The 23,125-nt window shown below is 68.0% G+C and carries 16 protein-coding genes and 1 pseudogene; 13 read left to right on the top strand and 4 right to left on the bottom strand.

All coding sequences use genetic code 11. From position 1 onward, the window contains the following. A complete protein-coding gene (locus D0B54_RS07690; RefSeq protein WP_117290751.1) occupies positions 1–633 on the top strand; it encodes a CoA transferase subunit B in 633 nt (210 codons plus the stop codon). Positions 634–653: 20 nt separating this feature from the next. On the opposite strand, the gene D0B54_RS07695 is transcribed toward D0B54_RS07690, so the two are convergent. Continuing rightward, positions 654–3,401: a LuxR C-terminal-related transcriptional regulator gene (locus D0B54_RS07695; protein WP_117290753.1), complete on the bottom strand. Its 2,748-nt coding sequence runs from the start codon at positions 3,399–3,401 to the stop codon at positions 654–656. Between the two features lie 184 nt (positions 3,402–3,585). Between D0B54_RS07695 and D0B54_RS07700 the strand changes: the two genes are divergently transcribed. The 7 genes from D0B54_RS07700 to D0B54_RS07730 all read left to right on the top strand — a co-directional run bounded on the left by D0B54_RS07700 (position 3,586) and on the right by D0B54_RS07730 (position 14,859). Then, positions 3,586–5,151 carry a long-chain-fatty-acid--CoA ligase gene (locus tag D0B54_RS07700; protein ID WP_117290755.1) on the top strand — a complete coding sequence of 522 codons (1,566 nt, stop codon included), beginning with the start codon at positions 3,586–3,588 and terminating at the stop codon, positions 5,149–5,151. Positions 5,152–5,204: 53 nt separating this feature from the next. Then, positions 5,205–6,821, top strand: a complete 1,617-nt coding sequence (locus tag D0B54_RS07705; RefSeq protein ID WP_117290757.1) for a tannase/feruloyl esterase family alpha/beta hydrolase — start codon at positions 5,205–5,207, stop codon at positions 6,819–6,821. Beyond that, positions 6,818–8,422, top strand: a complete 1,605-nt coding sequence (gene treF, locus D0B54_RS07710) for an alpha,alpha-trehalase TreF (RefSeq protein ID WP_205527302.1) — start codon at positions 6,818–6,820, stop codon at positions 8,420–8,422. The genes D0B54_RS07705 and treF overlap by 4 nt, the downstream gene beginning before the upstream one ends. After that, on the top strand, positions 8,409–9,860 hold the full coding sequence (gene xylE, locus D0B54_RS07715) for a D-xylose transporter XylE (RefSeq protein ID WP_117290759.1): 1,452 nt from the start codon (positions 8,409–8,411) through the stop codon (positions 9,858–9,860). The genes treF and xylE overlap by 14 nt, the downstream gene beginning before the upstream one ends. Before the next feature lie 14 nt (positions 9,861–9,874). Then, a complete protein-coding gene (locus tag D0B54_RS07720) occupies positions 9,875–11,656 on the top strand; it encodes a CocE/NonD family hydrolase (RefSeq protein WP_117290761.1) in 1,782 nt (593 codons plus the stop codon). 203 nt (positions 11,657–11,859) lie between these two features. Beyond that, positions 11,860–14,322 (top strand): TonB-dependent receptor, encoded by a 2,463-nt coding sequence (locus D0B54_RS07725; protein WP_117290763.1) that lies wholly within the window; start codon positions 11,860–11,862, stop codon positions 14,320–14,322. A gap of 72 nt (positions 14,323–14,394) precedes the next feature. Next, complete coding sequence (locus D0B54_RS07730; protein WP_162932290.1) at positions 14,395–14,859, top strand: TonB-dependent receptor plug domain-containing protein; 465 nt, start codon at positions 14,395–14,397, stop codon at positions 14,857–14,859. A gap of 36 nt (positions 14,860–14,895) precedes the next feature. Here the strand turns inward: D0B54_RS07730 and D0B54_RS07735 are convergent, their stop codons facing one another. Beyond that, on the bottom strand, positions 14,896–15,897 hold the full coding sequence (locus D0B54_RS07735; RefSeq protein WP_117290767.1) for a glucokinase: 1,002 nt from the start codon (positions 15,895–15,897) through the stop codon (positions 14,896–14,898). A gap of 462 nt (positions 15,898–16,359) precedes the next feature. On the opposite strand from D0B54_RS07735, the gene D0B54_RS07740 reads away from it, so the two are divergent. The 5 genes from D0B54_RS07740 to D0B54_RS07760 all read left to right on the top strand — a co-directional run bounded on the left by D0B54_RS07740 (position 16,360) and on the right by D0B54_RS07760 (position 21,460). Beyond that, entirely contained in the window at positions 16,360–17,145 is a 786-nt protein-coding gene (locus tag D0B54_RS07740; RefSeq protein ID WP_117290769.1) for an SDR family NAD(P)-dependent oxidoreductase, read from the top strand. Positions 17,146–17,177: 32 nt separating this feature from the next. Next, positions 17,178–18,203 carry a zinc-dependent alcohol dehydrogenase gene (locus tag D0B54_RS07745; RefSeq protein ID WP_117290771.1) on the top strand — a complete coding sequence of 342 codons (1,026 nt, stop codon included), beginning with the start codon at positions 17,178–17,180 and terminating at the stop codon, positions 18,201–18,203. Next, on the top strand, positions 18,200–19,453 hold the full coding sequence (locus tag D0B54_RS07750; protein WP_117290773.1) for an MBL fold metallo-hydrolase: 1,254 nt from the start codon (positions 18,200–18,202) through the stop codon (positions 19,451–19,453). Before D0B54_RS07745 ends, D0B54_RS07750 begins: the two co-directional genes overlap by 4 nt. Then, complete coding sequence (locus tag D0B54_RS07755; RefSeq protein WP_162932291.1) at positions 19,450–20,256, top strand: SDR family NAD(P)-dependent oxidoreductase; 807 nt, start codon at positions 19,450–19,452, stop codon at positions 20,254–20,256. Before D0B54_RS07750 ends, D0B54_RS07755 begins: the two co-directional genes overlap by 4 nt. A 61-nt stretch (positions 20,257–20,317) precedes the next feature. Continuing rightward, positions 20,318–21,460 (top strand): sulfotransferase family protein, encoded by a 1,143-nt coding sequence (locus D0B54_RS07760; RefSeq protein WP_117290777.1) that lies wholly within the window; start codon positions 20,318–20,320, stop codon positions 21,458–21,460. A 100-nt stretch (positions 21,461–21,560) separates the two neighbouring features. Here the strand turns inward: D0B54_RS07760 and D0B54_RS07765 are convergent. Both D0B54_RS07765 and D0B54_RS07770 read right to left on the bottom strand, forming a co-directional pair. Then, positions 21,561–21,773, bottom strand: a pseudogene (locus D0B54_RS07765) (branched chain amino acid aminotransferase); the annotation flags it as partial. Between the two features lie 113 nt (positions 21,774–21,886). Continuing rightward, positions 21,887–23,122 carry a dihydrolipoamide acetyltransferase family protein gene (locus D0B54_RS07770; RefSeq protein ID WP_117290778.1) on the bottom strand — a complete coding sequence of 412 codons (1,236 nt, stop codon included), beginning with the start codon at positions 23,120–23,122 and terminating at the stop codon, positions 21,887–21,889. Positions 23,123–23,125 lie beyond the last annotated feature (3 nt).

Raw genomic sequence — 23,125 nt, forward strand, 5'->3', positions numbered from 1 at the left:
ATGGCCTGGACACAGGAAGAGATGGCGCGCCGCGCGGCGCTGGAACTGCGCGACGGTTTCTACGTGAACCTCGGCATCGGCCTGCCGACGCTGGTGGCGAATCACATTCCCGAGGGCATGGACGTCTGGCTGCAGAGCGAGAACGGCTTGCTGGGCATCGGTCCGTTTCCGACGGACGCCCAGGTCGACCCCGACCTGATCAACGCCGGCAAGCAGACCGTCACCGATCTGCCGGGCAGCGCCTATTTCAGCAGCGCGGACTCCTTCGCGATGATCCGCGGCGGCCATATCGACCTGTCGATCCTCGGTGCCATGCAGGTGTCTGAGCAGGGCGACCTGGCCAACTGGATGATCCCCGGCAAGATGGTCAAGGGCATGGGCGGCGCCATGGACCTGGTGGCCGGTGTCGAGCGCGTGGTGATCCTGATGGAGCACACCGCAAAAGGCGATGCGAAGAAGATTCTCGAGCGCTGCGACCTGCCGCTGACCGGCGTCGGCGTGGTGGACCGCATCATCACCGACCTGGGCGTGATCGACGTGACGCCGGAAGGACTGCGCGTGCGCGAGCTGGCGCCCGGCGTGACGATGGACGAGTTGCGCGCCAGGACCGGCTGCAAGCTGCTGGACGCCTGAGCTCCGGGATCGCCGCGGCGTCAGGCCAGTATCCGGAGTTGCCGCGCCTTGGCCAGCGCGTCCTCGCGTGAAATGGCGCTGAGCTTGCCGTAGATGTTCTTCAGGTGCCATTTGACGGTGCCGGGCGACAAGCCCAGCGCGCGCGCGATGCTCTTGATCGACAGGGCCTTGGCGAGCAGGGCCAGCACCTCGTGTTCGCGCGCCGAGAGCAGCTCCACCTGGCCGCGCGGGGGGGCACCCTGCGTGGCAAGGGCGGCTGAAGCAGGGCTTGCCGCTGATGCGGTTCCGGACAGGCTGGGGTCGAGTTCGCGCTGCGCCGTTTCCAGCAGGCTGCGCCGGCGCGGATCGGCCTCGTCCTGCAGCAGGCGCACGATCAGCGGCAGCATGGCAGTGCCGGCATCGGGCAGCACGCGCATCATGCCGGTGTCGGCGGCGATGCCGACCATGCGCCGGCCTGTTTCCACGGCCTCATCCTCGCGTCCGTTGCGCAGCAGGACGACCGCACGCAGCAGGCCCAGGCTGGTGGATGGCAGCAGGCGCCCGTTGCGCTGTGAGGCCGCGTCCGCCGCGTCGATGGCCGCCAGGCAGGCAGGGTTGCCCGGGTCCTGGAGAAAGGCCACCATCACCCGCGCCAGCAGTACGGCCATGCCGATTTCGCTCCAGGCGCAGCCACGCGCATCGCGGTAGCGCTCGCCGAGGCGTTCGAGCCGGGCAAGCAGGTCGCGTGCCGGCACTTTCTGATCGGTTCGCAGCGACAAGGCCAGCTGTTCCCAGAGGCTCCAGGCGACGATGCGGTCCAGCCGTCTCTGGTAGCCCAACTCCTCCAGGCGCAGCATCGTTTCGCGTGCGCCTTCGAAATCGCCATCCATCTGCTGGATCCGTGCGCGCACGCGATAGGAGAACAGCAGGCCATCGGAGAGCCCGACCGCATCGATCAGGTCGAGGTAGCGATCCAGGAACTGCCGGGCCTGGTCCACCTGGCCGGACTGGTAGAGGGCATCCACCAGGTAGCCGGAAAACAGTCCTGCGGCATCGACGCCCTGGGAGGTACGCTGCAGGGCATGCTCGATGTAGGACTGCAGCGCCGGGGTGGCAAGGTTGATGTTGCCCTGGATCAGATGGCTGAAGCCGCTGACGATGTCGATCAGGGGGCGAGGGTGGTCAGGGCGTCGGGGAATGTCGAACTGGTGGCGCAGGCGCGCCACCTCGCGGGCCCTTTCGAACTGGTTGGCGTGCACCAGCGCCAGGCTGGCGACGGTACTCAGCAGCAGCGACAGGAAAGTGTTGAGCGGCGGAGGTTCGCGCATCATCGGCTCGAGTATCTGCAGGCAGGATGCCGTGTCGTCCTGCCGCATGAAGTGGTAGGCGCGCAGCATCTTCACCTCGATGGCGACCTCCGGACGGGCGACGTCCGGGTGCTGCGAGATGTCGGCCATGGTCCGCTCGAAGCTCTCGACGCGGCTGCCGGTCAGCTGCGCCCATGCGACGCAGAGCAGGACATTGAGACGGCCGAGCAGGCTTTCGCGCGGAACGGCGTCGCACCACTTGAGCAGTTCCGCGAAGTTGGCGCTACTGACCAGCTGGCGGGCGGCGCGATCGATCAGCTGCACGACGAAGTCGGTGTCGCCGGCCAGGGTGGCATGGCGCATCGCCTCGGTATGCAGGTTCTTGCCGGCGAACCAGTGGCTTGCCAGGTGATGGATCTTGCGCACCTCGGCCTCTCCGATCCGCTGCAGGCGGTTGTTGAGGAAGCCGGCGAACAGGCGATGGAAGCGGTACCAGGGCTCGGTGTCGGCGGTGTCGATCGGAATCAGGAAAAGGTTTTCGTTCTCGAATCGCGCCAGGTGCTCGGCCGTGCGCGGGTCTCCGGTCAGCAGCTCGCAGAGCTCGCGATTGAAACGGCGGCAGACGGAGATGCGCATCAGGAAGCTGAACTCCGCCTCGGACAGATGTTCCACCACGGCCGTTTCGAGGTACTCCTCCAGGGCGTCGGCACGCGACAGCGAGCGCTGGCCCCGGCGCTCGAAGAACTGCTCCGGATTCTTCTGCTTGCGCAGCGAGAAGGCCAGCAGCTGCAGGCCCGCGGCCCAGCCATCGGTCATTTCCTGCAAGCGGTTTTCCTGTGCCGCGCTGAGTCCCTGCAGACCCTGGGCCTGCAGGAAGCGGTGGGTCTCGTCGCGGCTGAAGCGCAGCTCGGAGAACTGCAGCTCGGTGAGATCGTCCTCTGCGCGCAGACGCGCGAGCGGCAGCGGCGGACGGTTGCGCGAGCCCAGCACCAGGTGAAAACGCTCGGGCGCCATCGCCAGCCAATGGCCCAGCAGTTTCAGCACGCCGAAGGAGGAGATGTGGTGCAGGTCGTCGATCACCAGGTAGACGTCGCCTTCCTGGTCGCCGATGTCGTTAACCAGGGAGGCCACCAGTGAGCGCCAGGCCTTGCCGCCGGACCGCAGGTAGACGTGCAGGGCCTCCTTGTCCATGACCAGCCCCGACTGCTGGAGGCTTTCCACGATGTAGGCGGCGATATGCATGTCGTTGTCGTCGACGCCAGCGTTGTACCAGGCCACCTTTGCGCCCTGCAGGATCAGCTGGCGACGCCACTGCGTCAGCAGCATGGTCTTGCCGCAGCCGGCCGGCCCCAGCACGACGGTCAGCCTGCGGCTGCGGCGCTCGTCGAGCTGCTGCAGCAGGGCATCGCGGCTGACGGGGGCGCTACCCACCCTCGGGGGCGCCAGCTTGGTGCGTATCAGGGGCAGATCGCCCGGGGTCATTTTCGGCCTGGCCTCTCGTGTGTGGCGCCTGGGGCGCTCGTCTCCTCGGATCGAGAATAGCGCCAGCCGGGGAGCTTTGGGGGGCACCAGCGACCAGCCCCCCTAGCGGGGAGGGGACGCTCCCGGCAGCCCTCCGTAGCCTGAACGTCACGACTCAAGGCAAACCGGGGAGCGGTGGCGCACCATGGCAACAACCTACCTGACGCAGGGATTGCATCGTGCACGCAGCCTCTATCCGGGGCGGCTGGCGACGGTGTTCGGAGACCGGCGCCGCAGCTACGGCGAACTGGTGGAGCGCGTGGCGCGGCTGGCCGGCGGCCTGCAGCAGCTCGGAGTGCGGCCCGGTGACCGGGTCGGCGTGCTGGCGATGAACTCCGATCGTTACCTGGAGCTGTACTACGCGATCTGGTGGGCAGGCGGGGTGATCAACCCGCTGAACATCCGCTGGAGCCCGCGCGAGATCGCTTATTCCCTGGACGATTGCCAGACCCAGGTGGTGGTGGTGGACGAAACCTTCGCGCCGATGGCCGACGCCCTGGCGGAACGCTCGCAGGCCCTGCGCACGGTGATCTATGCCGGCGACGGCGAGCCGCGCGGCGGCATGTTCTCCCATGAACAGCTGATCGCCGAGAACGCGCCGGCGGCCGACGCGATGCGCAGCAACGAGGACCTGGCCGGCATCTTCTATACGGGTGGCACCACCGGCTTTCCCAAGGGTGTGATGCTGTCGCACGCCAATCTCTGGGCCTGCGCCTCCACGGCGACGGAAACGATCGCGCCGCCGGGTTCGGTGGCCCTGCACGCGGCGCCGATGTTCCACCTCGCCGACGGCATGTTCCTGCTGGCGGCGACGCTGCGCGGTTGCACCCAGGTGATCGTCACCGGCTTCGAGCCGGTGGCCGTGGCCACGGCGATTTCCCGGGAACAGGTTTCCGTGGTGCTGCTGGTACCGACCATGATCCAGATGCTGGTCGATCATCCGCAGCTCGACGCGCAGGCCATGCGTTCCTTGCGCCGCATCGTCTACGGTGCCTCGCCGATCAACGAGGCCCTGCTGGAACGGGCGATGCAGCGCCTGCCGGAGGTCGATTTCGTGCAGGCCTACGGCCTCACCGAGATGTCGCCGCTGATCAGCATCCTGGGGCCGGAGCAGCACAACGCCGCGGGCCTGGCCAACGGCCGCCTGCGTTCTGCCGGCCAGCCCTGCGCCTGCGTGGAAGTGCGGATCGCCGGCGCCGACGGCTGCGAACTGCCGCGCGGCAGCGTCGGCGAAATCACGGCACGCGGCCCGGGCGTGATGCAGGGCTACTGGGGCAAGCCGGAGCAGACCGCCGCCGCGCTGCGCAACGGCTGGCTGCACACCGGCGACGGTGCCTACATGGACGAAGACGGTTTCATCTTCGTGGTGGACCGCGTCAAGGACATGATCGTCAGCGGCGGCGAGAACGTGTACTCGGCCGAGGTGGAGAACGCCATCGCACAGCATCCGGCAGTGGCCGCCTGCGCCGTCATCGGGGTGCCGGATGCGCGTTGGGGAGAATCCGTGCACGCGGTGATCGTCTGCCGCCCGGAAAGGACCGCGCCAACGGCCGAGGAGCTACGCCTGCACTGCCGCGACCTGATTGCCGGCTACAAATGCCCGCGCAGTCTCGAAGTGCGCGACACGCTGCCGCTGTCGGGTACCGGCAAGGTGCTCAAGACCGTGCTGCGCGAGCCGTACTGGAAAGAACAGAAGCGGCACGTTGGCTGAGACGGTTCACAAAAGCCTGACGGGACACGGATTGCAAGCAAGGGGAGATCGCAATGAAGCCGGGATACTTCTGGAGCCTGGTGTCGGCAGGCGTTTGTGCGGCAGGTGCCGCCACTGCGGCCACCACGCCACTGACCTGCGAAGGCCTGGCAGGCCAGCGCTTCGGCGCTGCCGAGATCCTCGAGGCGAAAGCCCGGGGCGGCGGCAGCGAGTTCTCGATGATGGACCTGTTCTTCGGCTTGCCCTTTGCCGAAGTGCCGGCGTCCTGCCGCGTCAGCGGTACCGTACGCCCGACCTCGGACTCCGACATCCGCTTCGAACTGTGGCTGCCGGCGGAGGGCTGGAACGGCCGCCTGTTCGCCAGCGGCAATGGCGGCTTTGCCGGCTTCATCGACACCATCAGCCTCGGGCTGGGCCTGAGGGCGGGCTATGCCTCGCTGTCCACCGATACCGGACACAGGAGCAAGGATACCGACGGGCGCTGGGCGCTGGGCCATCCCGAAAAGATCATCGACTATGGTCATCGCGGCGTGCATGAGGCGGCGGTGGCGGCCAAGGCGACGATCAAGGCCTACTACGGCGAGGCGCCGAAGCGTTCCTACTTCAGCAGCTGCTCCAACGGCGGGCGTCAGGCGCTGATGGAGGCGCAGCGCTATCCCGAGGACTACGACGGCATCCTCGCCGGCGCGCCGGCCTTCGACGCCAGCGGTGCGGTGTCGACCATGGCCTGGAACCAGCAGCAGCTGCGCCGCGAGCCCGGTGCCATGCTCGGCAAGGCCAAGCTACCGGCGATCGCGGACGCGGTGCTGAAGTCCTGTGATGCGATCGACGGGCTGGTCGACGGCGTGGTCGACGATCCGCGCAACTGCCGTTTCGATCCCGCGGTGCTGCTGTGCAAGGGCAAGGAAAGCGACGATTGCCTGACGGCGCCGCAGGCGGAATCGCTGCGCCTGATCTACGCCGGCCCCGGCGGGTCTCATCTGGGCCAGCCGCACCGCGGCTACGAGCCCGGCGGAGAACTGGGACACAACTGGCAGGACTGGACCACCGGGACCTGGCGTCGCGAGCCGGCGCAGTACAGCTTCAGCACGGCCTTCTTCCGCTACCTGGTCTACGGCGACCCGGAGTGGGACAACGAGCGCTTCGAATTCCAGCGTGACCGCCGCGTGATGCAGGAGCGGCTGGGCGCGATCCTCGACGCGGTGGACCCGGACCTGGGCCGATTCGAGGCCCGCGGCGGCAAGCTGATCCTGTACCACGGCTGGTCCGATGGCGCGCTGGCGCCGCGCCGCACGGTGGACTACTACGAGAGCGTGCGCGCAAGGATGGGGGCCGCGCGCAGCGATGGCTTCGTGCGGCTCTACATGGCGCCGGGCGTGCAGCACTGCGGCGGCGGCCCCGGTCCCAACGCCTTCGGCCAGTTCGGCCCGGGCGGCGGCAATGATCCGCACAGCAATTTCGCGGCGGCGGTGGAGGCCTGGGTGGAGCAGGGAACAGCGCCTGGCCCGGTTGTCGCCAGCAAGTACGAGAACGACATCAAGGGCATCCTGGCGCCGCAGAAGACCGAGCTGAAGCGGACCCGGCCACTGTGCCCCTATCCGCAGGTGGCACGCTGGAGCGGCAAGGGCAGTGCCCATCTCGCCAGCAGCTTCAGCTGCGTTGCGCCGTGAGGATCGCCCTGAAGAGAGACGCCGCGTTCCTTTTCGCGCTGGTGCTGGTGCCGCTGTCGGCGATGGCGGCGCGGCCGTCGGAACAGTATCCGGGCCTGTACGAGCGCGTGCAGATGCGGCAGCTGTTTGCCGACAGCAAGACCTTCGCCGATGCCGAGCCGCGCATGGCGCCGGAACGCATCCTCGAGGCCTACCGGAAGGAAGCGCCGGACGATGCGGCGCTGCGCAACTTCGTGGAACGGCATTTCCTGCCGCCAGTCGATGGTGCCGCGCCGCCGGCCCTGCATGCGACTTCGCTGGCCGGGCACATCGCTGCCCTGTGGCCGGCGCTGCTGCGCGGCCCACAGCTGCCGCAGGCCGGCTCTTCGCAGCTGCCGTTCGACCAGCCGCAGGTCGTGCCGGGCGGACGTTTCCGCGAGATCTACTACTGGGACAGCTACTTCAGCTTGCTGGGCCTGGTACGGGACGGGCATGGCGACATCGCCGCGGACATGGTGGAGGGGTTCGCCGGCCTGATCTCGCGCTACGGCCATATCCCCAACGGTACGCGCAGCTACTACCTGAGCCGTTCGCAGCCACCGTTCTTCTACCGGATGGTGGGCCTGTTGTCGCCGCAGGATCCGGCGCGCGCCTATGCCGGCCAGCTGCAGGCCCTGCGCGCCGAGCATCGCTTCTGGATGGACGGCGAGGCCGGCCTGGCGCCGGGCACGGCCTGGCGCCGCGTCGTGCGCATGAGCGACGGCAGCCTGCTCAACCGCTACTGGGACGACCTTGCAGCACCGCGCGACGAGTCCTGGCGAGAGGACGTGCTGCTGGCGCGCACCGCGAAGCGCGACAGCGCGGGCCTGTACCGCGACCTGCGCGCCGCGGCCGAAAGCGGCTGGGATTTCAGCTCGCGCTGGCTCGCCGATCCGCAGCGCCTCGACAGCATTGAGACCACCGCGATCGTCCCGGTGGATCTCAACGCCCTGCTGCACGGCCTGGAGCAGGCCATTGCCCAGGGCTGCGCCGTGGTCGTGGATGTCGCCTGCGTCGACGAATACACGGCACGCGCCCGGCAGCGGCGCATCGCCATGGACCGGCACCTCTGGGACGCCCGGGCGCAGGCCTTTCTCGATGCATGGTGGCAGAGCGGCCGCCGCACCGGGCGCCTCAGCGCGGCGACGCTGTATCCCTTGTTCACGGGTGCCGCCACGCAGGCGCAGGCGCAGGGCGTGGCCCACACGGTGCGGCGGCAGCTGCTGGCGCGCGGGGGACTGGCGACCACCACGCAGCGCACGACGCAGCAGTGGGACCGCCCCAACGGCTGGGCGCCACTGCAGTGGGTCGCGGTGGAGGGCCTGGAGGCCTACGGCGAACACGCGCTGGCCGCGGAGATCGGCCGCCGCTGGCTGCATACGGTAGAGACGTCCTGGCGCAAGGAAGGACGGCTGGTGGAGAAGTACGACCTCGATGCCCACGTGCCGGGTGGTGGCGGCGAATACCCGCTGCAGGATGGTTTCGGCTGGACCAACGGCGTGACACGCGCGCTGCTGGAGCGCTATCCGCCTCGGGGCGGCATTCAGGTTCAGAAAGCAGGGGAGAAATATGTCCGGCAATGATTCGGGTCTGGTGACGCGGCTGACGCTGGTGGCGACACTCGGCGGCCTGCTGTTCGGCTACGACACGGCGGTGATCTCGGGTGCGGTCGGTGCGATCGACGCCTACTTCATCGCGCCGCAGGGCCTGGGTGAAACCGCCGCCAACAGCCTGGCGGGCTTCACCGTCTCCAGTGCGCTGTTCGGCTGCATCCTCGGTGCGATGATCTCGGGCGCCGTGAGCACCCGCTACGGGCGGCGCGCGGCGCTGATCCTGGCGGCGGCGCTGTTCCTGGTGTCCTCGGTGGGATCGGCCCTGCCGGAACTGGGCCTGGGCGCCATCGGCGCGATGGGGCCGGATGCGCTGCTGCCCTTCATCCTCTACCGCATCCTGGGGGGAATCGGCATCGGACTGGCGTCGATGGTGTCGCCGCTGTACATCGCCGAGATTGCGCCGCGCGAGGCACGCGGCCGCCTGGTGTCCTGCAACCAGATGGCGATCGTCATCGGCATCGTGCTGGTGTACTTCGTCAACTGGTGGATCGCCCGCCAGGGCGACAGCGCGTGGCTGCATGCGTCCGGCTGGCGCTGGATGTTCGCGTCCGCTGCCTTGCCGGCCGGCCTGTTCCTGGCCCTGCTGATGGCGGTGCCCGATACGCCGCGCTCGCTGGTCTTCCGCGGCCGCGAAGCAGAGGCCCAGGGGCTGCTGCAGCGTCTCAACGGTGCCGAGGAGGGTGCGCGCACACTGGCGGAAATTCGCGACAGCCTGGTGGAGCGCACGCAGCCGTTGCTGAGCTTCGGCGGCAAGGTGCTGGTGGTCGGCATCATGCTGTCGGTGCTGCAGCAAGCGGTCGGCATCAACGCGGTGCTGTACTACGCGCCGACGATCTTCCAGAACATGGGAGCGACCGGCGACACCGCGCTGCTGCAGACCGTACTGGTCGGCAGCGTGAACCTGCTGGCGACGCTGATCGCGATCTTCACGGTGGATCGCTGGGGGCGCAAGCCGCTGCTGATCCTCGGTGGCCTGCAGATGGGCCTGGCGATGGCGGCGCTGGCGGTCTGCTTCCAGGTCCAGGCCCTCGGCAGCACGGCGCTGCTGGCGGTGCTGGTGTACATCGCCGGGTTCGCGCTGTCCTGGGGGCCGGTGACCTGGGTGCTGCTGGCGGAAATATTCCCCAACTCGATCAAGGGCAAGGCACTGTCGATCGCCGTGGCGGCGCAATGGCTGGCCAATCTGGCCGTGACCTGGTCATTCAAGGTGCTGGACGGCAACAGTTGGCTGATCTCGCTGTTCAACCATGGCTTCACCTACTGGCTCTACGCCGTGGTCAGCGTGCTGTCGGCGGTGTTCGTCGCACGCATGGTGCCGGAGACCAAGGGACGCAGCCTGGAGTCGATCGAGGGCTTCTGGACCCGGCGGCCCTCTGCGGCACCTGCCGCCGATACTGCGAAAGCCTGAAGGGAGACATACCGATGTTCGCAATCAGGATGCTGCTGCCCCTGCTGTTCCTCACGCAGGCTGCCTTGGCCGCGCCGTCCGATCTCGTGCTGCGCGACGAGCCCCTTCAGGGGATAACACGTGAACTGGGCTATGCCCCGGGCAGTGAAGGGCAGCGCCTGGCCTATGTCGCTTACCGGCCGGCGGCCAAGGGTCGCTATCCCACGGTGCTGTGGTTCGACGTCTACGGCGGTGGTGCATTGCCGCCTCGGACCATTGTGGAATCCTGGGTACGGGCGGGCTATGCCGTCGTCGGCGCCAGCGTGCGCGGCACCGGCTGTTCGGAAGGCAGGTTCGAGCCCTTCAACCTGCCGCACGACGCCCGCGACGGCGCCGCCCTGGTCGAGTGGGCGGCGGCGCAGGGCTGGAGCAGCGGCAAGGTCGGGCTGCTGGGCAATTCCCAGCCCGGCATCCTGCAGTACGGCATCGCCTCGCTGGCGCCGCCGCACCTGGCGGCGATTGCCCCGGGGGGCAGCATTGCCCGGCTGTTCGATGACGGCTGGTATCCCGGCGGTCTCTTCAATGCCGCCTTTGCGGCGGGCTGGAGTACCCGTGACCAGCCGGGCGCTTCGGCGTTCTACGCTGCCGAGCGCATCAGGCTCGGTGACGAGGCCTGCAAGGCCACCGCCGCGAAGATCGGGCCCAATGGCCTGTTCGAGCGCGTCCGCGCCTTGCCCGTGGACGACGAGTTCTACCGCTGGTCATCCCCCTGGGAACGCGCGCCCTCGATCAAGGTGCCGACGCTGATGGTGCAGAGCTGGACCGATCCCGCCCTGGGCAGCAGCGCGCTGTGGAACTTCGAGCGTCTCGGTGCACGCCACAAGCGCCTGTTCGTGCTCAATGGCGGCCACGAGGCCTACGAGTACTCTACCGCCCAGGCCGAAGTGCTGCGCTGGATGGACCGCTGGCTCAAGGGCGAGCGCAACGGCGTGGAGCGCGAGCCGCGGGTGCGCGTGGATTTCGACACCCGTATCAGCGGCACGGAAGGCTATGCGGCCCCGGTGCCGGCCAAAACCGGCTGGACCCGGACGCTGAGCGACTGGCCGGCGCCGCAAACACAGTGGCAGCGCTGGTTCCTGCGCGGCGACGGACGCATGGACAAGGAAGCACCGGCACAGGGCGAGGGCAGCGCGCCGCGCCGCTACTTCTATCCTTCGGGTACCGAGTTCCCGATTGACAACCCGCAGTTCTCGACGGCCGCCAATCCCTGGGCCTCGCTGCGCTACCGGTCTCCGGCCATGGCGCAGGACAGCGCCATCCTGGGCGCCCCTCAGCTGCGCTTCCATGCCAGCAGCGACCAGGCCGATACCGATTTCGTGGTGATGCTGTCCGATGTGGCGCCCAACGGCGATGTGACCTACCTGCAGCGCGGCTACCTTCGTGCTTCGCGGCGCGCCGTTGACCCGGGACGCTCCACACCGCAGCGGGTGTTCCATCCGCATGATCGTTCCGAGCCGCTGGTGCCGGGACAGGTCTACGAGTTCCGCATGTCGATTCCGCCGGTCGCGCATGTCGCGCGTGCCGGGCATGCCATCGAGCTGCTGGTGATGGCGCCCAATCCGGTGCAGACACCGGGCTGGGGCCTGATCGGCCTGCCGCTGCCCGGCTTCAACACCTTCTACCACTCGCGGGAACAGCCCTTCGAACTGTCCCTGCCGGTGGTGCCCGGTATCGTCGCCGAGGGCCTGCCGCCGCCCTGCGGCAGCCTGCCGTACCAGCCCTGCCGCGCAGCGGCGCGCAAGGATGACAGGCCCTAGAGTTCGCAAAGTGTTCCGGGCCGTCTTGCGGCCTTCCCCCATGCCCCCCGGAAGGGGAGGCTTTTTCGCGGGACGGCACTTGTAGCCTTCACATCAGACCCGCGGGTGCCCCATGGCCTCGGCAAAGGGCGTAGCGCAGTCTGGTGACTGGAGGTGAGGTAGTGAACAGGAAATCGTATCGCTGCAATCGGATCAAAAGCGGCATGGGCCTGGCCCCTCTGCTGGTCTCGGCGGTGGGCTTGTGCCTGACGGGGCTGTCGTCGCAGGCGGCGGCGCAGGAGCCCGCCGCGCCAGCGACGACAGCGGCGCCCGATTCCGGCGCGGAGGAGGATGCGCTCGCCGACCTGCTGGCCGATGAGGGCTCGGGCGAGGCCGCGCCCCCTGCCGAGGCGCCCCCCGCCGCTGCCGCTGCTGCGCAGGAGTCGGCAGCGTTCACGGAGTTGCCGACAATTCCTGTCGATGCGTCGCCGGACGAGGTTCCGGCGGGGCTGAAGGCGCCGCCGCAGCATGCCCAGATCGAAGAGATCGTGGTCACCGCGACCAAGCGCGAGCAGTCCCTGCGTGAAATCCCGGCCGCGATCACGGCGCTCAATGGTGCGGATCTCGAGAAGCAAGGCATCCAGGGCGTGGAAGACATCTCGCGCCTGGTGCCCGGTGTCACCGTCAACACCCCCAGCGAGGGCGCGACGCGCGTGACGATCCGCGGCATCGCCGCGTCCGCGGCGACCAATTCGACCACTGGCGTGCTGTTCGGCGATGTGTCCTTCACCGACGCCTACCTGCCGCGTGCGGCACTGGATCCCAATCCCTTCGACCTGAAGTCGGTGGAGGTGCTCAAGGGGCCGCAGGGCACGCTGTTCGGCGCGGGCGCGCTCAACGGTGCGATCCGCTACGTGCCTGAGCCGCCGAAGTTCGGCGAGTGGCAGAGCAAGTACTTCGTCCAGTACACCAGCATCGACCAGGGCGATGCGGGGCCGATCTACGGTGCCGCAGTCAACATTCCGTTCTTCGGCGAAAAAGCGGCCCTGCGTATCATGGGCTTCGATCGCGAATCGCCGGGCTACATCGACAACAGCCAGCTTGGCGACGACGTCAACCGCCTGGACCAGCAGGGCATGCGCGCCATCCTGGGATGGCGGCCGAATGACGACTGGGACACGGCGCTGACCTACGCCTACCAGAAGACAGATCAAGCCGATTTTCCCATCGCCGACAATCTCGACGGCCGTCTCAGTACCGATAACCGGCCGCGCCACAGCACGGCGCATGTCGACTACGATTTTGCCGACCTGGTGATCAAGCGCCGCTTCGACTGGGCCGAGTTCGTCAGCGATACCTCCTATGTGCGCAAGCGCTCCAATGGCTTCTTCGATGCCTCTTCGCGCCTGCCCGGCGGCGGCCAGACGCCGCTACGTGCATCGCAGCCGGACCAGTCGGAGTCCAAGACCCTGGGGCAGGAACTGCGCCTGGTCTCCACCGACGACTCCGGCTCGCCATGGAGTTGGGCGGTGGGCGCTTTCGGCTGGCGCCAGGAGATCGAGTCGCAGCCCGAGCTGCGTGCGTCGGTGGAACTGCCCGGCGGGCTCAACGGCCTGCCGCCGCTGCTCTACGACCTCATCGACCGGCTCTATCCGGGCGCCGGAGACCTGATCGCCGAAGATGGCTCGTTGGTCCTGGCTCGCATCAGGACCGACGCAGAGATACGCGAAATGGCGCTGTTCGGCGACATCACGCGCCGCCTCGGCGACAGCGTCGAACTGAGCGTCGGCGGACGCCTGTACCGCACCACCTCGGGAGGGTCGGTCCGGCAGACTGGGCTGCTGATCCTGGCGTCGGGCCGGTCGGAGCTGGGAATCGACGGCGAACTGGAAGAGCAGGGCTTCAATCCCAAGGTCTCGCTGCTGTGGCATGCCAGCGACAGCATCATCGTCTATGGCGGCGCTTCCAAGGGCTTTCGCGCCGGCGGCATCCAGCCAGGCTATCAGTTGGTACCGCTCGCCCGCCCGCCGCCGGATTTCTTCAAGTCCGACACGATCTGGAGCTACGAAGCCGGCTTGCGTACCGACTGGTTCGGTGGCGCCATGCACTTCGACATCACCGGCTTCTTCACCGACTGGAAGGACCCGCAGGTGTTCCAGCTCGGCAACAACGGCCTGACCTCCTACATCGACAATGCCGGTGGCGTGGAAAGCCAGGGCGTCGAGATGGCGCTGCAGACCCTTCTGCCCTACGGCTTCATGCTCAGCGTCTCGGGTTCATGGACCGACACGGTGACGACAAAGCCTTTCCTCGCCCAGGACGGCAGCACGGTGGCACCCGGCCAGGAATGGCCGTTCGCGCCGCATCTGCAGACCGCGGCAACGCTGGGCTACATGGGGAATGTCGGCGGCTGGGACCTGAATGCCTCGGTGACCCACAGCTTTCTCGGCAAGGCCTATTCCAGCCTCGAGGATGACCAGAAGCAGGCGATCTTCGACTTCCAGCAGCTGGACCTGCAGTTCGGCGTCGCCAACCCGTCGTTGCGCTGGCTGCCGGAGGTTTCCTTCCTGGTCAACAACGCACTGGACGAGCGTGGCGTGGCCAACCAGTTCCAGGGCGGCGGCTATGTCGACGTAACCTACATCCGGCCCAGGGCGTACACGCTTCGGCTCAGCGGCAACTTCTGACAGGGAGGGCAGGACCCGGAACCCGCGCCCAAGGCCGCGCCGGGGCCGCAGCATGCGCAGATCGAGGAGATCGTGGTCACCGCGACCAAGCGCGACAAGGCCCTCAGCGAGATTCCCGCCAGTATCGTTTCGGTCTCGGCCGAGGAACTCGAGCGGCGCGGCATCCAGGGGGTGGAGGACATCGTCAAGCTGGTGCCCGGCGTCAACTTGACCGCCGATCTCGGCATTCCCCGCATCACCATCCGCGGCATCGCCGCGGAGACCGGCACCAACCTCACCACGGGCGTGCTGTTCGGCAACATCTCCTTCGTCGACTCCTACGTGCCGGTGGTGGCGCTGGACCCGAATCCCTTCGACCTGCAGAGCGTCGAGATCCTGAAGGGGCCGCAGGGCACATTGTTCGGCGCCTCGGCGCTCAATGGCGCCATACGCTACGTGCCGGCACCGCCGCAGTTCGGCGAGATGACGGCGCGCTATTTCACGCAATCAGCCGCGCAGCTTCCTGGTTCGCGTCGGCGGAAGCTTCTAGCCGGATGAGAATCCGGCAGTTCATGCCCTCCATGGACCCGCCCTTCAGGTTCCGCGCGCGTCGACGCCGAGTTCCAGAGGGTGATCCAGCGCGGCAGCGGCACCGCGCAGTGCCGGATGCAGGGCATGGATGACGTAGACCGGCAGTGGCGCGAGATAGCCGCAGAAGCGCCCCTTGGACTCGAAGCGTGCGCGGAACGCCGAACGCGCGAAGTACTCTCCGAGCCTGGGCACGATGCCGCCGCCGATATAGACCCCACCGCGTGCGCCCAGGGTCAGCGCGAGGTTGCCCGCAAAGCCGCCGAGCAGGCTGCAGAACACGGCCAGCGTTTCGGCACATGCAGCATCGTCACCGGCAATGCCGCGGGTGACGATCTCGGCGGGCGTGAGCGCGGTGGTGTCGCTGCGACCCAGGGTGGCGATGGCGCGATGCAGGCAGGGCAGCCCCACGCCGGAAAGCAGGCGCTCGGCGGAGACATGACCATGCAGTTCGCGGCAGGCGGCGACGATGTCGGCTTCGCGGGCATTGGTCGTGGCCAGGGTGGCATGCCCACCCTCACCGCAGATCGGCAGCCATTGTCCGGCGCCCGCCGGCACCAGGCCTGAAACCCCCAGGCCGGTGCCGGGACCCAGCAGGGCCATGGGTCCGTGCAGCGGTGACTGGCCGCCGACCTGCTGCAGCTCCGCGGGAGACAGCCGGGGCAGGGACAGGGCCAGCGCAGTGAAGTCGTTGATCACCAGCAGGCGCCGCAGGCCCAGGCGCTGCCGGGTCGCCTCCACCGAGAACGACCAGTGATGGTTGGTCATGCTGACCTGGTCGCCGAGCACCGGATTGGCGATGGCGATCACGGCTTCGCTGGGGCGCAGTTCACCCTGCTGCCCCAGGTAGGTTTCAACCGCGTCGGCCAGCGTCGCGTGGGAGGCAGTGGCCAGTTCGGCGCCGCGCTGCGGAGTGCCGCTGCCGGGATCGAGCAGCGCGAAGCGCGCGGTGCTGCCGCCGATATCGGCGACCAGCCGGACGGAGCGGTCGGGGAATTCCATCGACATCGGGCTCTTTGCTGGGGTAGGCCTGCAGCCTAGCGGCGAATGCCGCGCAATGCCCCTACCGGATCGGGGAGGCCGGCCGGTCCGCGCGTGGGCCGCAGGCCGGCATCCCAGCTGCTGCCGGGCCACTCAAAAAAAGCGGGGCCCGGGCTCTCGCCTGCGCCCCGCAATCACCTGAAAGGGTTCAGGTGGAGGAGAACTGCCGCGGGCGATCACGGCCCAGGAGTGATGCAAGCCTAGCGATTTCAGGCGGTTTTCGACCCTCCCTCATCGTAGGGGGAGAGGATGGGATCTGGCCGGATTGCCTGTGACGGGCCACAGAAGGGCTGCGGGGTGTCCCGGGACATTGATTGTGTCCCGATGTCGACATCGCTCGCCGTTGTGACCCGCTCCCGGGCTGTCTGAAACTAGCTGCGGACTCGCCGGGCCGACGGCCCGGCACACAAGGACATCGCAGGGGCATTCATGACAAACGGTCTTTTCGATCTGAGCGGCAAGGTCACGGTCGTCACCGGCGGCAACAGCGGCCTGGGTCTGAGCTTTGCCCGTGGCATCGCCCGGCAGGGCGGCAGCGTAGCGATCTGGGCACGCAACGAGGAGAAGAACGCGGCCGCGAAGAAGGAGCTGGAGGCCTTCGGTGTCCCGGTCACCGTCCACCGGGTCGACGTCGCATCCGAGACGCAGATCGTGGAGGGCTACGCGGCGGTGATGCGGGAGTTCGGCCGCCTGGACTGCGTGATCGCGAATGCCGGCCTGCCGCCGCCGCAGACCCGCTCGATGCTGGACCTGCCGAGCAAGGAGTTCCGGGACTTCCTCGAGGTCAGCCTCAATGGGGCCTACTACACGCTGCTCGAGGGTGCGCGGCTGATGGTCAAGCGTGCGGAGGCGGGCGAACCCGGCGGCTCGCTGGTCTTCTGCGGCAGCCTTTCGATGTACAAGGGCCTGGCGGGCAAACCCTCCTACGCGGGATCGAAGGGCGCCATGGGGGCGATCGTGCGCTCGATGGCGGTGGAATTCGGCAGGTACGGCATCCGCGCCAATTCCATCGCTCCTGGCTACGTCAAGACCGGCATGACCGGCGAGGGTGAACTGAGCCCGCTGGACAAGTTCATGCTGATCAAGAACGCCATCCCGCGTCCCGGCTACGGCGCCGACTTCGAAGGGATCGCCGCCTACCTCGCCAGCGACGCGTCTTCGTTCCACACCGGCGACACGCTGGTGATCGACGGCGGCTGCATGGTCATGCTCTGACTCCGACGTCACCACAAGCTCAGGAAATCCTCATGGGACGTGTACTCAACATTCACGGTGTCGACGACATCCGCCTGGACCCCATTGCTGCGCCGCGCCCGGGCAAGGCCGACGTCGTGGTGAAGGTGAAAGCCTGCGGCATCTGCGGCAGCGACCTGAGCTACATCAAGGTCGGCGGCATTCACCGCAAGCCGGATGGCGTGACGCCGATCGGCCACGAGGCCGCCGGCGAGGTCGTGGCGGTCGGCACCGACGTCAGGGGTGTCCGCGTCGGCCAGCGCGTGGTGATCAACCCGATGATGACGCCGAGCTACATCGGCAGCGGCGGGCCCGAGGGCGCCTTCACCGAGGACCTGCTGGTTCGCGATGCGCGCCTGGGCGACAGCCTGCTGCCGATTCCGGACGACCTGCCCTACGAGGTCGCCGCACTCACCGAGCCGCTGGCGGTGGCACTGCACGGCGTCAACCGGGCGCAGGTGAAGCCGGGCGACAAGGTCGTGGTATTCGGCTGCGGGCCGATCGGCCTGGGCATGATCCTGTGGCTGGTCGATCGTGGCATCACCGACGTGGTTGCGCTGGACCTGTCGCCGGAGCGCCTGGAGCGCGCGCGGGCGCTGGGCGCAAGGGCTGCGTTCGATCCCACGCGCGAGGACCTGCGCGCGCGGTTGCTGGAGCTGCATGGCTCCGCGCGCGTCTTCAGCCGCGAAGCGGTCGGTACGGACGCCTTCATCGACGCCGCGGGTGCGCCGAACATCCTCTCCGACGTGGTGCGGATGGCCAGGTACCAGTCGCGCATGGTCGTCACCGCCGCCTACATGAAGCCTGTGCCGCTGGACCTGGGTGCGATGCTCACCACCGAGATGAGCATCACCACGGCCGTCGGCTATCCCACGGAGATGCCCGAGGTGGTTGCCGCGCTGCCGCGCCTGCGGGAAAGGGCCACCCCGCTGATCAGCCACCGTTTCCCCTTTGCCCGGGTGATCGAGGCCTTCGGCGTCGCCGCGACACCGGCCTCGGCCAAGGTCATGATCGACTTCGAAGACGGGGCTTCCGCATGAGCGCCACGACCGGCGACGGGAAGCCCGCGCTCGCGTCCCTGGTGACCGCGGGAGCCGGCCAGGTGGAGGCGGAGGCGATTACCGACTTCATCTACAGGGTGAAGGACATCTCCAACGCCTACCTGGTGAGGACCGGCGACGGCGACCTGCTGATCAATGCCGGCTTCATGGACAACGCCGAGCGCAACAGGACGCTGTTTGCAAAGGTCGCCAGCGGGCCGTTGCGCAGGATCATCCTCACGCAGGCGCATCCGGACCACTACGGCGGCGTGCCGCTGCTGCGCGAGGCGCAGACCCAGGTCATCGCGGGGGCAGGCTTCGTCGAGACCTGGCGTTACTTTCACGACCTGGGCCCCTACCTGGCGCGACGGTCGCGCAAGCTGTGGGCCTCGACCCTCCCGCGCAAGGGCAATCCGCCGCCGCCACCCGAGGTGGTGCCGGACATCACGGTCGAGGGGCGCCATGCCTTCGAGCTCGGGGGGCGGCGCTTCGAGCTGATCGCCACGCCCGGCGGTGAAACCCTGGACTCGATCAGCGTGTGGATGCCGGACGAGCGCATCGTCTTCACCGGCAACCTGTTCGGGCCGGTGTTCCTGTCGATGCCCAATCTCACCACCGTGCGCGGAGACAAGCCGCGCCTGGTGCAGCGCTACCTGCGCTCGCTGGAAGCCGTGCGCGACCTGGGCGCGGAGCTGCTGATCACCGGGCATGGCGAGCCGGTCCGCGGCGCGGCGACGATCCGTGCCGGCCTGGACCGGATGCATGCCGCGGTGTCCTTCGTGAGGGACGCGACCATCGCCGGCATGAATGACGGCAAGGACGTGCACACGCTGATGCGGGAGATCCGCCTGCCGGAGGAACTGCGCATCGGCGAGTATCACGGCAAGCTCGCCTGGGCCGTGCGCAGCATCTGGGAAGAGCATTCGGGCTGGTTCCACTACGACTCCAGCACTTCGCTCTACGGCGTGCCGCGCTCGAGTATCGACGCGGACCTGGCGCAGCTTGCCGGCGGTGCGGGGGCGCTCGCCGCCCGTGCCCGGCAGAAGCTGGACGAAGGACGGCCGCTGGAGGCGCTGCACCTGCTGGACGTCGCCCTGGGCGCGGAGCCGGCGCAGGCCGACGCCCTGGCGGTGAAAAAAGCTGCCCTGCAGCGGCTGCTGAAGGAATCCGGCGGCACCAACCTGAGCGAGACGATGTGGCTGCGATCGGAGATCGCCGCGGTGGACGCCCTGCTGGCCGGCCCGCAGTGATCGCGTCGTTCCGCCAGCGCTACGGTGAATGGGCGGTGGTGACCGGCGCGTCATCCGGCATCGGCGAAGCCTTTGCCCATGCGCTGGCTGCGCGGGGCGTGCGTCCATTGCTGGTGGCGCGGCGTGAGGACGAACTGCGCCGCGTCGCCGCGGCCGTGCAGCAGCGCCATGGCGTCGAGTGCGGCTGGCTGGCGCTGGACCTGGCGGACCCGGCCTTCATCGAGCGCCTTGCGGAAGCCTGCGCGGGCCGCGAGGTTGGCCTGGTGATCGGCAACGCGGCGCACAACCCGGCCGGGGCTTTCCTGGACCTGCCGCGCGAGGCGCTGCTGCGCACGCTCGACGTGAACGACCGGGCGAACCTGCTGCTGGCCCATGCGTTTCTTCCGGCATTCAAGGCGCGCGGCCGTGGTGGGCTGCTGCTGGTGGGCTCTACCGAGGGCTACTCGGGCAGCCCCTACTCGGCCTGCTACTCCGCCAGCAAGGCCTTCGTGCTGTCCTTCGGCGAGGCGCTGTGGGGCGAACTCCGGGGCAGCGGCGTGGACGTGCTGGTGCTGGTCCCCAATGCCACCGACACGCCGCTGCTCGCAAGCCGCAACGTCGGCGCCCGGAAGATCCGGGGCATGTCGGCGCCGGCGGTTGCGCAGACCGGCCTGGATCACCTGGGCAAGGGCCCCAGCGTGGTGCCCGGCCCACTCAACCGCTGGACCTTCCGCGTCCTGCGCCGCCTGCCGCGCAAATGGCTGGTGCAGGCCGTGGGCGGCGCCATGCGCAGGATCGTCGTGGACATGCAGCGGCAGGCATGAGCCTTTTCATCATCATCCGTCCGCCAGCCGGCGGGCGAACGGGATTCCGGAGCACCGAAGCATGAACACCGCAGACCTCATCGAGAAAGCGCGCAAGGCCACCGGGCTTTCCGACCTCGGCGATCCCAAGGCACTGGAAGGCCTGGAGATCCTGGTCAAGGCGTCCAGTAAAAAGGCGCGGCTGTCGCCCGCCGGCAGCATGCGCTGGGGCGAGACCCTGACCGGAATCCTGGTCAACCGCCTGCGCATCGTCGACTACCTGAAGAAGAAGCCCGAACTGCTGCAGCGCCCGGTCGAGAAGCCGATGTTCGTCTTTGGCCTGCCGCGTACCGGCACCACTCTCACGATCAACCTGCTGAGCGCCGATCCCATGCGCCGCTGCCTGCTCCGCTGGGAGGCGCTCAGCCCCGTGCCGCCGGCGAAGAAAGGTGAATTGTCCACCGACCTGCGCTGCGGAGCCCAGCGGCAAATGCTCAACGCCATGCTGCAGATTGCACCGCAGATTGCCGCGGCGCACTTCGAGGAAGCGGACAGTCCGACGGAATGCCAGTACGCGATGCAGCTGTCGTTCTGCGCGGAGATGTTCGATTCGATCCTGAACATTCCGGGCTACAGGGCGTGGCTCTTCCATCAGACCGGCTACCGTCATGCCTTCGACTTCCACAAGCAGTTGCTGCAGCTGCTGCAGGAGCACAACGGCGGCCGCTGGACACTGAAGAATCCCTGGCATCCGCTCTTTCTCGATGACCTCACCGCGGTCTACCCCGACGCACAGCTGGTGATGACGCACCGCGACCCGGCCGAGGTGGTCGGCTCCGCCTGCAGCCTGCTGCGTCATGTGCGTCCCCTATACAGCGACCGGATGGACGTCGGCGAGATCCGGCAGACGCTGCTCGAGACCTTCGACCTGATGATCGAACGGCAAAACGCCTACCGCGCCAGGCACGGCCAGGACTCGATCCACGACATCCAGTACGAGGAACAGCTGCGCGATCCAGTCGGCACCATGCGCAAGCTCTACTCCCGCTTCGGCGAACCGCTGACCGCGCAGGCCGAAGCGCGCATGACGCGCCTGGTCGCGGAGAATCCGCAGAACAAGCATGGCAAGCACGTCTACTCGCTGGAGGATTTCGGACTCACCGCCGAGGGAGTGCGCCGGCACTTCAGTGACTACTGCGAGCGCTTCGGCATTCCGGCCGCCTAAAAAGGACTTTGCCGCGGATCACGCGGATGACACGGATTTATCCGCGTTCATCCGCGTGATCCGCGGCAAATGGCTTCTGCTCTGGTACCGGGCAAACGGCTCAGACGTGGCTGAGCCACTCCGGGTAGACACTGCTCTCGCCCTTGACCAGCTGCAGGTACTGCTTCTGCAGCTTCTCGGTGATCGGGCCGCGGGTACCCTTGCCGACCGGGCGGTTGTCCACCTCGCGGATCGGGGTCACCTCGGCGGCGGTGCCGGTGAAGAAGGCCTCGTCGGCGACATAGACCTCGTCGCGCGTGATGCGGCGCTCCACATGAAGCCGTCGCGGTCGGCCATCGTGCTCATCAGAACATCCATCCGTTGTAGAAGATGGGGCGGCGTCATGCCGGCCCATCCGGGTGATTTACAGGATTCCTCCGCCGGCCTTCAGGCCATGAAAATGGTTGCGGGGTGTTCCAGCATCGTCTTGATCGCCTGGATGAATTCCGCCGCGTCGTAGCCATCGACGATGCGATGGTCGAAGGACGAGGACAGGTTCATCATCTGCCGGGGCACGACCGCGCCTTCCCGGATCATGGGGCGCAGCACCATCTTGTTGACGCCGATGATGGCGACTTCCGGAGCATTGATGACCGGCGTGGAGGCGATGCCGCCCATGGGGCCGAGGCTGGTGATGGTGATGGTGGAGCCGCTGAGCTCCTCGCGCCTGGCCTTGCCGCTACGGGCGGCTTCGGCCAGGCGGCGGATTTCGTTGCCGCAGCCCCAGAGGTCCAGCGTCTGCGCGTTGTGCACCACGGGTACGACCAGGCCCTGCGGGGTCTGCGCGGCGATACCGACATGCAGCGCCGAGTGGCGGTACAGGACGCCGGCCTCGTCGTCGTAGGTGGCATTGATCTGCGGGAAACGCGGCGCCAGCCTGATCAGGCACTGCATCAGGAAGGGCAGCAGCGTCAGCTTGCCGCGCGTCTTGCCGTGCAGGTCGTTGAGATGCTGGCGCAGTGCGTCCAGTTCGGTGACATCCACTTCCTCGACATAGGCGAAGTGAGGAATGCGCTGCTTGGAGCGCTGCATCGCCTCGGCGATCTTGCGGCGCATGCCGATGATGCGGATCGCTTCGACCGTGTCGGTGGCCGCCGGCCTGGCGACGGCTGCGGGGGACTGGGCCTTGCTGCGGGTAGCCGCGGCCTGCACGTCCTCGCGCAGGATGCGCCCACGCGGGCCGCTGCCGGGCACGCTGGCGAGATCAATACCCGTTTCGCGGGCGAGCCTGCGCACCGCCGGCGAGGTCTGGGGCTTGATGCCCGCTGCCTGTTCCAGCGGCGGTGCAGGTGCAGGCGCTGCAGGGGCCGCGGCCGGTGCAGCCACGGCGGATGCCGGGGCAGGGCCCTTGGCGGCAGCGACGGGAGCCGCGGCTTCGGCGATATCGGTTTCGATCACCACCAGCACGGCACCGACGGCGATCTTGTCGCCGGGCTGGCCGCGCAGCTCCAGGACACGGCCGCCGACCGGGGAGGGAATCTCCACCGCCGCCTTCTCGGTCAGCATGTCGGCCAGCGGCTGGTCTTCCTTGATGACCTCGCCGACTGCCACGCGCCAGGTGGCGATCTCCGATTCGGCGATGCCCTCGCCGACGTCGGGCAGCTTGAAAAGATAATGTCCCATCGC

This window comes from Solimonas sp. K1W22B-7 (assembly GCF_003428335.1).
GTDB lineage: Bacteria > Pseudomonadota > Gammaproteobacteria > Nevskiales > Nevskiaceae > Solimonas_A.

Coding starts and splice junctions, on each gene's coding strand:
- D0B54_RS07690 (WP_117290751.1), top strand. CDS start 1: ATGGCCTGGACACAGGAAGAGATGGCGCGCCGCGCGGCGCTGGAACTG.
- D0B54_RS07695 (WP_117290753.1), bottom strand. CDS start 3,401: ATGACCCCGGGCGATCTGCCCCTGATACGCACCAAGCTGGCGCCCCCG.
- D0B54_RS07700 (WP_117290755.1), top strand. CDS start 3,586: ATGGCAACAACCTACCTGACGCAGGGATTGCATCGTGCACGCAGCCTC.
- D0B54_RS07705 (WP_117290757.1), top strand. CDS start 5,205: ATGAAGCCGGGATACTTCTGGAGCCTGGTGTCGGCAGGCGTTTGTGCG.
- xylE (WP_117290759.1), top strand. CDS start 8,409: ATGTCCGGCAATGATTCGGGTCTGGTGACGCGGCTGACGCTGGTGGCG.
- D0B54_RS07720 (WP_117290761.1), top strand. CDS start 9,875: ATGTTCGCAATCAGGATGCTGCTGCCCCTGCTGTTCCTCACGCAGGCT.
- D0B54_RS07725 (WP_117290763.1), top strand. CDS start 11,860: ATGGGCCTGGCCCCTCTGCTGGTCTCGGCGGTGGGCTTGTGCCTGACG.
- D0B54_RS07735 (WP_117290767.1), bottom strand. CDS start 15,897: ATGTCGATGGAATTCCCCGACCGCTCCGTCCGGCTGGTCGCCGATATC.
- D0B54_RS07740 (WP_117290769.1), top strand. CDS start 16,360: ATGACAAACGGTCTTTTCGATCTGAGCGGCAAGGTCACGGTCGTCACC.
- D0B54_RS07745 (WP_117290771.1), top strand. CDS start 17,178: ATGGGACGTGTACTCAACATTCACGGTGTCGACGACATCCGCCTGGAC.
- D0B54_RS07750 (WP_117290773.1), top strand. CDS start 18,200: ATGAGCGCCACGACCGGCGACGGGAAGCCCGCGCTCGCGTCCCTGGTG.
- D0B54_RS07760 (WP_117290777.1), top strand. CDS start 20,318: ATGAACACCGCAGACCTCATCGAGAAAGCGCGCAAGGCCACCGGGCTT.
- D0B54_RS07770 (WP_117290778.1), bottom strand. CDS start 23,122: ATGGGACATTATCTTTTCAAGCTGCCCGACGTCGGCGAGGGCATCGCC.